Source organism: Halovibrio variabilis, from assembly GCF_007991175.1.
Taxonomy (GTDB): Bacteria; Pseudomonadota; Gammaproteobacteria; order Pseudomonadales; family Halomonadaceae; genus Vreelandella; species Vreelandella variabilis.
Window position 1 is genome coordinate 1 of the sequence record NZ_BJXV01000026.1, and the last position, 14,494, is coordinate 14,494.

Below are 14,494 nucleotides of genomic sequence, written 5' to 3' on the forward strand. Positions count from 1 at the left end.
CGTAGCTCTTTTTGCGCGTCAGTTAGTACACCACGTAGTGCGTGTTCACTCGCGCTGGGGCCACTGTTTTTTGAGCGGTTGTCTTCATTTTGAATGAGGGTGGGTAGGCTAGGTAATACACCCAGCTCGGTGGAATCATCGTCTTGAGGCTCATCCGCTGCTTTCTCGGCCTCTTGCTCAGCATCTTCCTCTGCTGTTTGTGCACTGGCTTCGGCTTGCTGCGCGTCGCTCGATACATTGGCCTGGGCGCTCTCATCGCCAGCCGTTTGGGCCGCGGCTGATTCTGCTCCGCTGGGTTGAGCTACTGTCGTCGAAACCACGGACGGGATAGCGGTCATGCTGGCATCACCGCCCCCTTGGCTATTCAATAGCTTAGCCGCGCCGGCAAGCTCTCGGGCGATGCTCTTGAGCTCCTTGGCCATATTTTTAAGCTGCTCAGGCGAGGCGAAGGCCATCATCGCTTTGAGCATTTCGAGCCGCTGGCGCAAAAAGCCCACTTTCTCGCTGGCCTGCTGCTGGGAGGCCTCCTTGGGAGTCGGTAGCGACGCCAGGCTCTCCAACGCTTCCTGCTGCTTTTTAAGGCGCTTTGTGAACGGGTCGTCTTCTTTAGGCGCGGCAACAGGCTCGCTCTTTTGTGGGTCGACGCGGGACGACGTTAAAAACTGCGGCTTATCCTGGCGCTGGTGAATCAGTGTGAATGACGAAAATCCTATCTTCATGGCGGTGCCCTCTCCTCATTGTTATAAGGTATCGGCCATTTAACTTAGGACTTTAGGCCGTCAAGCCGCCCTGGCCAATGCGGCCATCCAGTCAATCATCGGCACCGGATAAATGCCCAGCAACAGTATGAGCACGGCAATGACCATAAGCGTCAATTCACCCACCCGTTTATGCCTGCCCTCAATGCTTTCCCGCGGTTGGCTGCCGGGTTCGGGTAGATAGAGAGTGACCATTACCCGCAGGTAATAGAACAGACCGACAGCGCTCCCGGCAACGACCCCGCCTACTAGCCACCAGCGGCTGTCCGCCACGCCCAAGGCGATGATGTAGAACTTGCCGATGAAGCCTGCGGTCAGTGGAATGCCCGCCAGCGACAGCAGGCTGAGCGTCATCACCGCTGCCAGCCAGGGGCTGCGCCAAAAGAGTCCCCGGTAATGATGCAGGTCGGCGGCGTCCTCGCCATGGTGAGGGCTGGACACATGCATGATCACGCCAAACGCGCCCAGGGTGGCAACGACATAAGTGAACAGGTAAACACCGCTGGTTTCTACCGATAGCGGGCCTTCCACCACAACGGCTATCAGCAGATAGCCAAGATGCGCGATGGAGGAATAGCCTAGCAGGCGTTTCAAATTGAGCTGAAAGAGCGCCAGTAAATTGCCCCCCACCATGCTGATAAACGCCAGCAGGCTAATCAGGTTTCTGAGCCACTCACTCTCAAAGGCCGGTACCACCATCATTAGCCGTAGCAGCACCAGAAATACTGCAAGCTTGCTGATCGTCGCCAGCACAAGCGTCGCCGGTGCTATCCCGCCCTGGTACACATCCGGTGTCCATAGATGGAAAGGCATAATCGAAAGCTTAAAGCCCAAGCCGACAACGATCAGCACGGCACCGCCGAGCATCCACGGGTCTGGGCCGCCGGTAAGCGCAGGGGTTAACGCAGCGCTCAGCGCGCCGAATTCCAACTGGCCGGTGCGGGCATAGAGTAATGCCATGCCGAACAGCAAAAAGGCGGTGGCCGCAGCCGACAACACCAGATACTTGATCCCGGCCTCCAGCGAGCGCTCTGTCCGAAAACGGTAAGCCACCATGCCGTACAGCGGCATTGAGAGTAATTCAAGGCTGATGAACAGCATGGCCATATGGTTGCTGGCTACCAGACCCAATGCCCCCGTCACCGCACACAGCAATAGCAGGTAAAACTCTTCCTGCGGGCCTGTGTAGCCGGTCAGGTAATGGGGGCTCATGGCGGCAATGGCCAGGGCGCTGGCAAGCGTCAATACGGTGCCCATGAGCGCAATGCCGTCCAGCATCATCAGCGGTGGTGAAGCGGAGACAGCCCAAGCCAGCGGCAGGCTCATAAGCGCCAAGGCCAGGCCGCCGACGGTCAGCGCTGCCGTGCCGCTGTGATGACGCTGCCAAGTAATGCCGAGCATGACCAGGATGGCCGTAGCGGCAACGATGACCAACGGTAGCAGCCCGACGAGATCAGTCAGTGTCAGCATTACTCCACCTCCTCTGCTTGGGCTGCCAAGCCTGCGCTATCGGTGAACAGCGCCACCACCGGCTGGACCATTGACGCCGTGGTATCCAGTAGAGGCTGAGGGTAAAGGCCTACGGCCAGGGTAAGGCCGATCAAAAGCAGCATCATGGCGTATTCACGGGCATCGGGACCCGCCAGCCGCCCCTGAGAATATTCGCCCCCAAAATGGACGCGTTGCATCATCAACAGTGAATAAATAGCGGCCAGTACTAGCCCGGCGCTGGCAATGATGACGACTTCAGGCGCATTGTCGAAGGTGCCAAACAGCACCATGAATTCGCCGATGAAATTGGCCGTGGCCGGCATGCCCAGGGAGGCCGCGACAAAGAATAGCGTCAACCCGGGAAGCGTGGGTATCCGACCCCATAAACCCCCCATCAGGCGCATGTCACGGGTCTTGATACGCTCATAGAGCTGGCCGCTGAGAATAAACAGACCGGCGCTTGAAAAGGCGTGCGCCACCATGATCACGATGGCGCCTTGCATCGCCAGTTCCGACCCGGCGTAAAGCGCAATCAGTACGAAGCCCATATGGGAGATGCTGGTGTAGGCAATCAACCGTTTGATGTCCTGCTGGCCGCAGGCGAGAATCGCGCCGTAGAAAATACCCACCAGCCCCAGGGTCATGGCCACCGGCGCAAAGGCCTGCGACTGCTCTGGAAACAGGGGAATCGCAAAGCGCAGGATGCCGTAGGCGGCCGTTTTCAGCAGAATACCCGCGAGGTCCACGCTGCCCGCGGTAGGCGCCTGGGCATGCGCATCCGGCAGCCAGCCATGAAACGGCACCACTGGCAACTTCACCGCAAAGGCGATAAAAAACCCCAGCATTAGCCAGAAAGCCAGGCCGTCGGGCACGTTGGCGTTCAACAGGGCGTTATAGCTGAAGGTCATAACGCCGGTGTTAGAGTAATTGACGAACACCAGCGCCAGGATGGCCACCAGCATCAGTAGGCCGCTGGCCTGGGTATAGATAAAAAAGCGGGTGGCGGCGCGGATGCGGGTTTGCCCGGGAGAGCCGCTGTGCCCCCACAGGGCAATCAGAAAATACATGGGCACTAGCATCGCTTCCCAGAATAGGAAAAACAGGAACAGGTCCAGGGCAAGGAAGACACCCACCACGCCACTCATGATAAACAGCAGGTTCAGGTGAAAAAAACCTACCCGTTCAACAATCTCGTTCCAGGAGCAAAGTACCGCCAGGGCGCCCAGTAAACCGGCCAACGCCACTAAAATCAGCGATAAGCCGTCCATGGCCAGGTGAATCTCGATACCAAAACGCGGAATCCACGGCACTCGCCATTCCAGCAGCCAGGGGCTTTCGCTAACGCCTGGCGGGCTGAAATCCCCGCCTATCCAAAGTACCAGGCTGGCTGCCAGTACCAATAGCATGGTGCCCAGAGCAATCCAGCGCGGTGCCTGTTGACCCCATCGCTCTGCCTGCCAGCACAGCAGGCCGCCAAAGAAAGGAATCAAAATCAGCCAGAGTAGTATCATGTGCCTCCTCCACGTGTCAGTACCAGGCTGATCAGGATGACCGTGACCCCTAAGACCATCACACAGGCATAGGTTCGCACGCGGCCGTTCTGAGTGCGCACCAAGCCTGCGTTGCCGACGCGCGCGATCAGCGCCAACAGGTTCATACCTCTGTTGATGAAGTCGCAACGCAGCCCATGCACTAGCCACTGCCAGGGCCGAACCAGTCCCCATTTGAACAGCGCATCAAAGCCCCAGGCACGGTTCAACAGCGTCCAGCAGCGTGCGCCAGCGCCCTTTTCAACGACGCTGTGAAGCCATTGCCGGCGCATCAGGAACAGCCAGCCGGCCAGGGCCAGACCAGCGATAACCGCGCCTGTGGCCAGTACCTGCAGCAGGGTATGGCCGGTGTCGGCAGCCTCGCCCGGCGCTGCCGGGAATAGCTCGCCAAGACCAGGGTAGAGCCAGGCACCGAGGAAGGTCGACAGCACCGCAAGGACGATTAGGGGTAGGTGGTGGGTGAATAGGTTTTTGCCAGGCTCGGGATGGCGGGCGTGATGGCTGCCGGGTTCGCCGTGAAAGATGCCCAGGATCAGCCGCACGGTATAAAGGCCGGTCAGCACCGCCCCCAATAAACCGGCGATCAGCAAACCGGCCCGGTCGGCGGCCATGGTCTGCCACAAAATCTCATCCTTGCTGAAGAAGCCTGCGGAAACCAGTGGCAGGGCAACCAGCGCCGCGCCGCCGACGAGAAAGCCAGCGTAGGCAACTGGCAGCTGGCGCCAAAGTCCGCCCAGTTTGCCCATCTCCTGTTCATGGTGGCAGCTAATGATCACCGACCCGGCGGAGAGAAACAGCAGTGCCTTGAAAAAAGCGTGCGTCGTCAGGTGGAAAATGGCCGCATCAAAGGCCCCCACCCCCAGGGCAACAAACATGTAGCCGATCTGGCTCATCGTTGAGTAGGCCAACACGCGTTTGATGTCGGTTTGGGCCAAGGCAGCAAACCCCGCCAGCAGCAGCGACACCGCCCCGATAACACCGACGAGCAGCAATACGTCCGGTGCCAGCAGAAACAGCCCGTTCAGGCGGGCAATCAGGTAGACCCCGGCGGTGACCATGGTGGCCGCGTGAATCAGCGCTGAAACCGGCGTGGGCCCGGCCATGGCATCCGGCAGCCAGGTATGTAACGGCACCTGAGCAGACTTGCCCAGGGCACCGCCGAGAATGAGCAGAGCGGCGATATTGGCCGTCGCACTGCCTTCGGCCCAAACGCGTGGCGCCTGGTCCAACACCTGCCCGATATCCAGGCTGCCGATTTCGACGAAAATTAAAAACATCCCCAGGGCGAGGAAAACGTCGCCGATACGCGTCACGATAAACGCTTTGAAGGCCGCCCAGTTATTGGCTTCATCCTGATAGTAATAGCCGATCAGCCCATAGCTACAAAGGCCAACGCCTTCCCAGCCAAGAAACAGCAACAGTAGGTTATCGGCCAGCACCAGTATTAGCATGCTGAATACAAACAGGTTCATCCAGGCATAAAAGCGGGTGATACCCGCTTCGCCGGCCATGTACCAGGCGGCAAACAGGTGAATCAGAAAACCCACGCCGGTAATTATCCCCATCATGACGAGTGAGAGGCGGTCCACCGTGAGCCCGATGGTGGGCTGGAAGTCGCCCACGGACACCCATGTCCACAGCGTAACGCTCTGGCTTGCGCCCGAATACGCCAGCAGCGCCCAGGCGGTCGCCAGCGCAGCCAGCCCGACGCTGCCAACGCCAATGAGCGTGCTGGCGCGCGGCCCCAGCCGTTCGCCGGAAAACGCCAGCGCAAGCGTGCTCGCCAGTGGCAATAGACAAGAGAGTACGGTCGCTACTGTCATCATCCCCGCATCCTGCTGACGTTATCGAGCTTGATTGAATGGAAGCGTTGGTAGAGCTGTATCATCAGCGCCAACCCCACGCTGGCTTCGGCGGCCGCCAGGGTGATAACCAGCAGGAACATGGCCTGCCCATCGGGTTGATTCCAGGCGGTACTGCCGACGATAAAAGCCAGCCCGGCGGCGTTGAGCATGATTTCCAGGCTCATAAGAACAAACAGCATGCTGCGCCGAAGCATTAATCCGGCCAGCCCCAGGCTGAACAGGGTGGCGGCCAGCACCAGGCCATGCTCCATCGGGACTCCGTTCATGGCGTGTCTCCACGGTTAGGGGCGTTCCGCGGCGTTGAGGAGTGCCCCGGGTCGCTGCGCCGCCCCACATGAGAGGCCGTCACCAGTGCTGCCAACAGCAGAATAGCGGACAGTTCCACCACCATTAACCAGGGGCCGAACAGCGTGAGGCCGATAGCGCGGGCGGTGATGAGTTCCCCATCGATGGCCATTTCGATGTCTCCTGCAGTGATAAGCGCCACCAGGGCCGCGAGCAAGGCTAAGGCCAGCAGTGAGGGCCCCAGCCAGTAGATCGGCTGCCGCCATAGGGGCGGCGTGCGCTCTGCGTCCGCGCGCAGGTTGAGCATCATGACCACGAACACGAACAGCACCATGATCGCCCCGGCGTAGATGATAATCTCCAGGACGCCCGCAAACGGCGCCCCAAGGGCGAAGAACACCAGCGCCACGGCGATCAACGAGACAATTAAATAGACCACTGAATGCACCGGGCTGGTGCCGGTGATCACGCCCACCGTGGCCAGTACCGCTACCAAGCCGCTGAGGTAGAAAGCCAGTTCCATCATTGCCTCCTTGTTGGGTCAAGGGAGTAGGGTGCGAACATCTTCCGGTGCCTCCTCATCCTTCGCCTGGCCTTTGTCTTTACCGCCAATGGCCATGCCTGCCACCTTATAGAAATGGTAGTCGTGGTCCTTGCCGGGGCCGTCGATCAACAGGTCTTCCTTCTCGTACACCAACTGCTGGCGGTCGTATTCACCCATCTCGAAATCCGGCGTCAGTTGGATGGCAGAGGTGGGGCAGGCCTCTTCACACATGCCGCAGAAAATGCAGCGGGAAAAGTTGATACGGAAAAATTCTGGGTACCAGCGACCGTCGTCTTGTTCAGCCTTTTGCAGGGAGATGCAGTCCACCGGACAGGCCACCGCGCACAGGTTGCACGCCACGCAGCGTTCTTCGCCGTCCGGGTCGCGGGTGAGGATGATCCGGCCCCGGTAGCGGGGCGGCAGGTAGACCGACTCTTCCGGGTAGCTGACCGTCTCCCGCTTGCGAAAGCTGTGCATGAACACCGTGCCCAGCGTGCGTAACAGCGACCCAGTGGCGGGCACCAGTTGGTATGCTGTGTTGATGATCGGATGCTTGTTTCTATCCATCATGTCTCCCTAGGCGCCTACCCAGAGCATGACTGCTCCGGTGGCCAGTAAGTTGATGAGGGTTAGCGGTAAGCAGACTTTCCAGCCGAAGCTCATTACCCGGTCATACCGGGGGCGCGGCAGTGCCGCCCGCAGCAGCATGAACAGCAACAAAAAGCCGCTGGTCTTGAGGGCAAACCATACAAAAGGTGGCAACAAAGGGCCGTGCCAGCCGCCGAAAAACAGCGTGACGATCAGCGCCGAGACCAGCACCATGCCCACGTATTCGCCGATAAAAAACATCCCGAACTTCATGCCGGAATACTCGATATGGTAGCCGTCCGCCAGCTCCTGCTCCGCCTCCGGCTGGTCAAAAGGGGCCCGGTGGGTAACGGCAACGCCCGCGACAAGAAAGGTGACGAAGCCGAAAAACTGGGGAATGATGAACCAGAGATTTTCCTGGGCGGCGACTATTTCGCGCATATTAAATGACCCGGCCATGGCCACCACGCCCATCAACGAAAGCCCCATGAACACCTCATAGGACAGGGTTTGGGCCGAGGCCCTTAGCGCCCCGAGCAACGCATACTTATTGCCACTGGACCAGCCCCCCAGTAAGACCGAATAAACATTGATGCCGGCCAGGGCGAAGAAAAACAGCAGACCGATATGCATATCGGCAACGCCCCAACCAGGGGTGATGGGAATAATAAGAAAAGATAGCAGCAGGGACGCGAAGGCCAGGACAGGGGCCAGCAGGAACAGCCCACGGCTGGCAAAGGGCGGAATCCAATCTTCCTTGAAGAAGATTTTTAGCATGTCAGCCACCAGCTGCAGCGTGCCGAATGGCCCCACCCGATTAGGGCCGTAACGGTCCTGCCAAAGACCCAAAAAGCGGCGTTCCACCACGGTTAATACGGCGCCCAGCAGCACCACCCCCAGCAGGATGACCAGGGCCTGAAACATGCCCCAGAAAATGGCCGTCAGCTGCGGTGTCCACCAACTCATGGCTTATCTCCCGCAGACAGCGTAAGGGTTGCCCCCTGCAGCACGCCCGCGACCAGCCCGGCAGGCAGGCCTGCCCAGCCGGTGGGCCAATCTGGCTGAACGTAGACCGGCAGTGTTGTCCCTTCACCGATGTTCACGCGGTCGCCGGTCTTCAGCGCTAAGCGCTGGGCATCATCAGCGCTGAGGATGACGCTGGGCTGTTCTGTTCGCTGCTGAATAGGCGCGGCCAAGGAGGACGTTTCTTCGCCACCGAACAGGCGGGGCAAAATCAGCGCCCGCAAGGCATTGGTGCCTTCAGCGCTTTGAACCGGCTGGTGATAGTGGCCCTGATGGCCGGGCGCTGGTTGAATCAGGCGCACGCCGGGGTCGCCACCGCGCAGGTGGCCGCCTACCTCGTCGGTGAACTTGTTCCAGGCCTGAGGGGAGTTCCAGCCCGGCGCCCAGGCAAAGGGTACCTGCTGGCGTGGCCGGTCGAACCCGCTATACCCTTCCATAGAGTGCGCAAAGGGCGTATCCGGGTCTTGGGGAGGGCGCGGTTCATTCACATTGAGGTGGGCGCGCATGGCGGTTCGCCCGCTGTAACGGTGGGGCTCTCGGGCCAGCGGCAGGCCCGCTATACGATGATCAGCTCCGGGGGCGGCCTGCGCCATCCCGGCCAGGCTTGAGTAAGCCTCGGCGCAGGCCTGCGTGGCCTGATCCAGATGGATCGCTTTGGGTGGCTCTCCGCGTAGGCTGACGGCCAAGCTATGCAACCAGTGCCAGCTTGCGTGAAGGCGTGCTTCCGGGCGCAGGTAGGCGGGCTCGAACACTTGGAAAAACCGCTGGGCTCGACCTTCAAGGTTGACCAGCGTGCCGCTGGTCTCGGCGAAACTGGCGGCAGGCAGGAGAATGCTTGCCTTGTCAGTGGTTGGGGTTCGCTGATGGTCCAGCACAATGCGGATATCCGCCCGTGCCAGCGCTGCATCCACCTGCTTTGCAGGCAAGCGCTGGTAGAGGTCATTCTCCAGCACCACCAGGGCATCGGCGTTGCCTTGGGCCAGTTCGTCCAGCGCCCAATCGAGGGGCTGGCCACCCATCAGGGCAAGGCCGGTGCTGTTGGCCTCGCGGCGGATTAACACCAGGCCTGCCTGTTTGGCATGCATGGAAAGCGCCTTGGCAATATTGCCCGCGGCTTCAAGGATCGCTTCGGACGTCAAGGTGCCTCCGCTAACCACCAGCGGGCGTTCCGCTGCCATCAGGTCGTCGGCAATCTGTTGGGCCGTTTCCCGGGTCGCCGTATCAAGGCGGTCCACGGCCGGCGCCGATGGATCTATGATATGGGCTACCGCAAACCCCAGCCGGGCGATCTCCTCTGGTGCTAGGCTATGGCGGATGGCGACGCTGTCCAGCTCCGTGGTGGTGGGCCAAGCGATGTGCAGCGGGTGGTATGAGTCCTGTCCCAGGGTTTTCAGCGCCTCCGCATCCCAGGTCGGCACATCAAGCTTCTCGCCCATCGTTTCTCGACGGGCCAGCGCCGCCTGGCGCAGGTTTAGGCCCAAGCGACCAGCGCTCTGCACGGGGTCTTCGCCCAATATCAGGATGGCGTCGTGGCGCTCGATTTCGCGCGGGGTGGGCGTGGGCAGGCCTGCCGTACGCTGTAGGTGATTCATGCGTTCCAGGCAGGCCTGTTCCTGGGCCTCAATGCCGGTGGAAAAATGCTTATCACCCACCAGTTCGCGCAGCTGATGGTTGCTCTCCAGGCTTGCCCGGGGGGAGCCAATGCCGATCACCCGCCGGGCATGACGCAACGCATCGGTGATATGGTCCAGGGCGGCGTCCACTTCCAAGTGAGTGGGCGTCTGGTCCAGCTGTGCTCGCCACTCCGGCACCTTGGGGCGGTCGCTGCGGTTCACGTAGCCGTAACCAAAACGGCCGCGGTCGCAGAGGAAGTAACCATTGACGTCGCCGTGGTAACGATTCTCGATACGGCGGAGACTGCCACCGCGTTCGCCGGGGCTGATATTGCAGCCCATCGCGCATTGGTGACAGATGCTCGGCGCAAACTGCAGGTCCCACTTGCGCGTGTAGTGGGCCGCATGGCTCTTGTCGGTAAACACCCCGGTCGGGCATACCTCGGTCAGATTCCCGGCGAAAGGGCTCTCAAGGGTGCCTTCCTCATAGCGGCCGAAATAGACATTGTCTTTGCTACCAAAAGCGCCCAGATCGGTGCCACCAGCATAGTCATTGTAAAAGCGCACACAGCGGTAGCAGGTAATGCACCGGTTCATTTCGTGGCCAATGAACGGCCCCAGGTTTTGATTGCGGCGGGTGCGCTTGCTAAAGCGGTAGCGGCGGCGGTCGTGGCCGGTCATCACCGTCATGTCCTGTAGATGGCAGTGGCCGCCTTCCTCGCACACCGGGCAGTCATGGGGGTGGTTGATCATTAACCACTCCACTACGCTGGCGCGAAAGGTGCGAGCTTCTTCGTCCTCGATATCAATCCGGGTCTGATCCTTGGCCGGCGTCATACAGGACATCACCAGCATGCCCTGGTCGTCATCCGCATCTTTGTACTGGCGCACGGCGCACTGGCGGCAGGCCCCGACGCTGCCCATCGCGGGGTGCCAGCAGAAGTAGGGAATATCAAGGCCCAGGGACAGGCAGGCCTGAAGCAGATTATCAGCCCCGTTCACCTCGTACGCTTGTCCATCCACATGAATAATGGCCATGGCTAGTCCCGTTGCTCCTATTGCTCGTGGGTCATCGTGGTGCTGTGCATTTCGCCGCGGGGCTTTTTAACGCCCTGTTCGAATTCGTGCCGGAAGTGTTTCAGTGCCGCCTGTAGCGGCATGGCGGCCCCTGGCGCATGGGCACAAAAGGTCAGGCTGGGGCCGCAATCCGCGGCCAGCTTATCGAGTAGTTCGATGTCGCCGGGCTCGCCTTCGCCATGCTCTAGCGCGAGTAACAGCTTGACGCTCCAGGGCAGACCGTCGCGGCAAGGCGTGCACCAGCCGCAGGACTCCCGGGCGAAGAACTCTTCCATATTGCGCATTAGCGACACCATGCTCTGTGCCTGTGGCACCACCGTCATCAGGCCGGTGCCCAGGCGGCTGCCTTCTTTGCCGACGGTGTCAAAGTCCAGCGGCAGCGCCAGGTGTTCCGGCAATAGAAAGCCGGTACTGGCACCGCCGGGAAGCCAGGCCTTGAGCTGGTGGTTACCGCGCATACCCCTGGCCCTGTCGAGGAGTTCCGCGCCCGTGGTGCCGATAGGCAGCTCCCACAGGCCGGGGTTTTCCACCGGGCCGGAAACGCCGTAGAGTTTGGTGCCGCCGTCGTCGGTGCGCTCACCGGAAAGGCCCTGATACCAGTCGGCGCCGTTTAAGACGACCCCCGGCACGTTGCACAGGGTTTCCACGTTGTTGACGACCGACGGCTTGCCCCAGGCGCCTGACTGGCCGGGAAACGGCGGCTTGGACCGGGGGTTGGCACGTCCGCCTTCCAGGGCGTTGAGCAGCGCGGTTTCTTCGCCGCAGATATAGCGGCCCGCGCCGGTATGGACGGCAATATCGAAGTCGAAGCCGCTGCCGTTGATATTGGCCCCCAGCCAGCCCGCCTCCCTGGCTTCGTCGATGGCCCGGTTGAGCACTTGGGCGGCCTGAACGTACTCGCTGCGCAGAAAAATATAGCCATAGAAGGCGTTATTGGCGTAGGCACCCAGGATCATTCCTTCAATCAACAGGTGGGGTTGCTGTTCCAGTAGCAGCCGGTCTTTGAAGGTGCCCGGCTCCATCTCATCCGCGTTGCAGATCAGATAGCCGCGGGGGATGTCGTCTCCTTGCAGGGTCAGGCTCCACTTGAGACCAGCGGAAAAGCCAGCGCCGCCGCGACCGCGAACGTTGGCCTCCTTCATGGTGGCGATAACCGCCTGGGGGTCGCCTGCGTCCAATGCCTTGCGAACCGACTGGTAACCGTTCTTGTGCAGGTGTTCATCAAGCCAGACCACCGCGCCGTCGTCGCGCAGCCGCCAGGTCAGCGGGTGGGTATCGGCGTGGCGCTCTGCTTCTGACTGCATCAGGCGGCTGCGATAGCGCACCGAACTTCGCTGATTAGCAATGGGCTGGTTATCAGTGGGCTGGCTCATGAATAACTCTCCAGCAGGGCGGGCAGGTCGTCTGCCGTGACCGGCCCGTAAGTGTCATTGTCGATCATTAGCGCCGGTGCGCCATCGCAGGCCCCCAGGCAGCACACCGGCAGCAGGGTGAAACGGTCGTCTTCAGTGGTCTGGCCATAATCAATCCCCAGCTGGTTCACCAGGGCCTGCTTGAGTTCGTCAAACCCGCTCAAAAAGCAGGCGCTGCTGTCGCAGACCAGCACGATATGACGCCCCACTGGCTGGCGAAAAATCAGGCTGTAGAACGTGGCGACACTCTCGACGGACGCCGGGGCGATGCCCAGTACGCGGGCAATCGCACCAATGGCCTCATCCGGCACCCAGCCGTGGCGGCGCTGGACAATCTTGAGTGCTTCGATGCAGGCGGCCTGGGGCTGCTCGTAATGGGTCATTTCTGCCCGCATCGCGGTTTCATCTTCCGCATGCAGTAAAAAGCCATCGCTGTCGATCAGTGTTGTGTGCGGTGTCGTTGCCATATTCAGCGGTCCACGTCGGCCATGACGAAGTCGATACTCCCCAGGTGGGCAATCAGGTCCGGCACAAAGCCACCGCGCATCACCGACGGTATTTGCTGTAGGTGCGGAAAACTCGGTGTGCGGATGCGGGTCCGGTAACTCATGGTGTTGCCATCACTGGTCAGGTAGTAACTGTTGATACCTTTGGTGGCCTCAACCATTTGCAGGGACTCCTGCGGCTTGAGTACCGGCCCCCAGGAGACTTGCAGGAAGTGGGTAATCAAGGTCTCAATGTGCTCCAGCATGCGCTCTCGGGGCGGTGGGGTGGTCAGCGGGTGGTCCGCCTTGTAGTCGCCAGCGGGCATATGGTTGACGCATTGCTGGATGATGCGCAGGCTCTGGCGCATTTCCTCAATGCGCAATTGGCCCCGGTCGAACACATCGCCGTTGTGGCCCAGGGGCACCTCGAAGTCGAACTGATCATAGCCCGAGTAGGGCCGCTGCTTGCGCAGGTCGAAGTCGCAGCCGGTGGCCCTCAGGTTGGGCCCGGTAATGCCCCACTTCAGCGCCTCCGCCGTATCGAAAGCGGCCACATGGCGGGTGCGGTTGCGCACGATGGCATTTTCCATCATGGCGCGTTCGTACTCTCTTAGCCGTGGGGGCATCCAGTCGAGAAAGCCTTGCACCAGCTTCTCCCAGCCATGGGGCAGGTCCTGCATCACGCCACCAATGCGGTACCAAGCCGGGTGCATGCGAAAGCCGGTAATGCCTTCGATGACCGCGTAGCCCCGTTGCCGGTCGCTGAAGGTGTAGAACACCGGCGACATGGCCCCCAGGTCCTGTAGGTAAGTCCCCAAAAATAGCAGGTGACTGGTGATGCGGAACATTTCCGCCATCATCACCCGGATCACTTTCACCCGGTCCGGCACCTTGATGCCCGCCAGCTTTTCCACCGCCAGCACATAAGGCAGGTTATTCATCACCCCGCCGGTGTAGTCGATGCGATCCGTATAGGGAATGAAGCTGTGCCAGGACTGGCGCTCGGCCATTTTCTCAGCACCCCGGTGGTGGTAGCCGATGTCCGGCACGCAGTCGACGATCTCCTCGCCGTCCAGCTGCAGCACGACCCGGAAAGCACCGTGGGCTGAGGGGTGGTTGGGCCCCAGGTTGAGGAACATGAACTCGGCGCCGTCACGCTCCCGCTGCATCCCCCAGGCTTCCGGCTCGAAGCGCATGGCTTCCTGCTCGGTCTCCTGACCTTCAACTGTCAGGGTGTAGGGGTCGAACTCAGTCGCTCGGGCGGGGTAGTCCTTACGCAGCGGGTGGCCGGTCCAGGTCGGCGGCATAAGAATCCGCGTCAGGTGCGGATGACCGGCAAAGCTGATGCCGAACATGTCCCAAACTTCCCGCTCGTACCAGTTAGCCGCGGGGAAAACCTGGACCGCGGTGGGCACGCTCAGGTCATCGGCTGAGAGCGCCACTTTCAGCATGATGTCCGCGTTGCGGGTAATCGACATCAGCTGGTAAAACACCGTGAAATCAGCCGGCGGCAACCCTTGGCGATGCGTTCGAAGCCGTTCGTCGATAGCAGAAAGATCGTAGAGCAGGTCATAGGGCGCGGTCAGGCGTTTCAGATAATCCAGCAGATGAGTCAAGGCGTACCGGGTCACCCAGACCACCGGCATACCGGTATAGGTGCTTTGCTCGTAAAGCACTCGGTCGCCAAACGTTTGTTTCAGGGCTTTGACCAGGTTGTCACCGGACGTGTCTGAAATGCTGACGGTATCCATGTTCATGGTCGTGATTCATCTCCTGGCATCAGTGGTGAAACGACTGAGAACG

General features: G+C 60.6%; 12 protein-coding genes. All 12 read right to left on the minus strand.

The features are described 5' to 3' along the window. On the minus strand, nucleotides 1–719 hold a 719-nt coding region (locus HVA01_RS16490), incomplete at its 3' end, for a hypothetical protein (protein WP_146876506.1). A 60-nt stretch (nucleotides 720–779) separates the two neighbouring features. Then, nucleotides 780–2,228: an NADH-quinone oxidoreductase subunit NuoN gene (gene nuoN, locus HVA01_RS16495; RefSeq protein WP_146876507.1), complete on the minus strand. Its 1,449-nt coding sequence runs from the start codon at nucleotides 2,226–2,228 to the stop codon at nucleotides 780–782. Continuing rightward, nucleotides 2,228–3,760, minus strand: a complete 1,533-nt coding sequence (gene nuoM / locus HVA01_RS16500; RefSeq protein ID WP_146876508.1) for an NADH-quinone oxidoreductase subunit M — start codon at nucleotides 3,758–3,760, stop codon at nucleotides 2,228–2,230. The genes nuoN and nuoM overlap by 1 nt, the downstream gene beginning before the upstream one ends. After that, entirely contained in the window at nucleotides 3,757–5,625 is a 1,869-nt protein-coding gene (gene nuoL, locus HVA01_RS16505; RefSeq protein ID WP_146876509.1) for an NADH-quinone oxidoreductase subunit L, read from the minus strand. The genes nuoM and nuoL overlap by 4 nt, the downstream gene beginning before the upstream one ends. Next, on the minus strand, nucleotides 5,622–5,930 hold the full coding sequence (nuoK, locus tag HVA01_RS16510; RefSeq protein ID WP_146876510.1) for an NADH-quinone oxidoreductase subunit NuoK: 309 nt from the start codon (nucleotides 5,928–5,930) through the stop codon (nucleotides 5,622–5,624). Before nuoK ends, nuoL begins: the two co-directional genes overlap by 4 nt. After that, nucleotides 5,927–6,472: an NADH-quinone oxidoreductase subunit J gene (gene nuoJ / locus HVA01_RS16515; protein WP_146876511.1), complete on the minus strand. Its 546-nt coding sequence runs from the start codon at nucleotides 6,470–6,472 to the stop codon at nucleotides 5,927–5,929. Before nuoJ ends, nuoK begins: the two co-directional genes overlap by 4 nt. An 18-nt stretch (nucleotides 6,473–6,490) precedes the next feature. After that, nucleotides 6,491–7,060 carry an NADH-quinone oxidoreductase subunit NuoI gene (gene nuoI / locus HVA01_RS16520; protein WP_218031570.1) on the minus strand — a complete coding sequence of 190 codons (570 nt, stop codon included), beginning with the start codon at nucleotides 7,058–7,060 and terminating at the stop codon, nucleotides 6,491–6,493. 9 nt (nucleotides 7,061–7,069) lie between these two features. Next, nucleotides 7,070–8,047: an NADH-quinone oxidoreductase subunit NuoH gene (nuoH, locus tag HVA01_RS16525; protein ID WP_146876512.1), complete on the minus strand. Its 978-nt coding sequence runs from the start codon at nucleotides 8,045–8,047 to the stop codon at nucleotides 7,070–7,072. Continuing rightward, nucleotides 8,044–10,755: an NADH-quinone oxidoreductase subunit NuoG gene (nuoG, locus tag HVA01_RS16530; protein ID WP_146876513.1), complete on the minus strand. Its 2,712-nt coding sequence runs from the start codon at nucleotides 10,753–10,755 to the stop codon at nucleotides 8,044–8,046. The genes nuoH and nuoG overlap by 4 nt, the downstream gene beginning before the upstream one ends. A 17-nt stretch (nucleotides 10,756–10,772) precedes the next feature. Further along, nucleotides 10,773–12,167 carry an NADH-quinone oxidoreductase subunit NuoF gene (nuoF, locus tag HVA01_RS16535; protein ID WP_146876514.1) on the minus strand — a complete coding sequence of 465 codons (1,395 nt, stop codon included), beginning with the start codon at nucleotides 12,165–12,167 and terminating at the stop codon, nucleotides 10,773–10,775. Next, complete coding sequence (nuoE, locus tag HVA01_RS16540) at nucleotides 12,164–12,673, minus strand: NADH-quinone oxidoreductase subunit NuoE (protein ID WP_146876515.1); 510 nt, start codon at nucleotides 12,671–12,673, stop codon at nucleotides 12,164–12,166. Before nuoE ends, nuoF begins: the two co-directional genes overlap by 4 nt. Nucleotides 12,674–12,675: 2 nt before the next feature. Next, nucleotides 12,676–14,442: an NADH-quinone oxidoreductase subunit C/D gene (nuoC, locus tag HVA01_RS16545; RefSeq protein ID WP_146876528.1), complete on the minus strand. Its 1,767-nt coding sequence runs from the start codon at nucleotides 14,440–14,442 to the stop codon at nucleotides 12,676–12,678. Nucleotides 14,443–14,494: the final 52 nt, after the last annotated feature.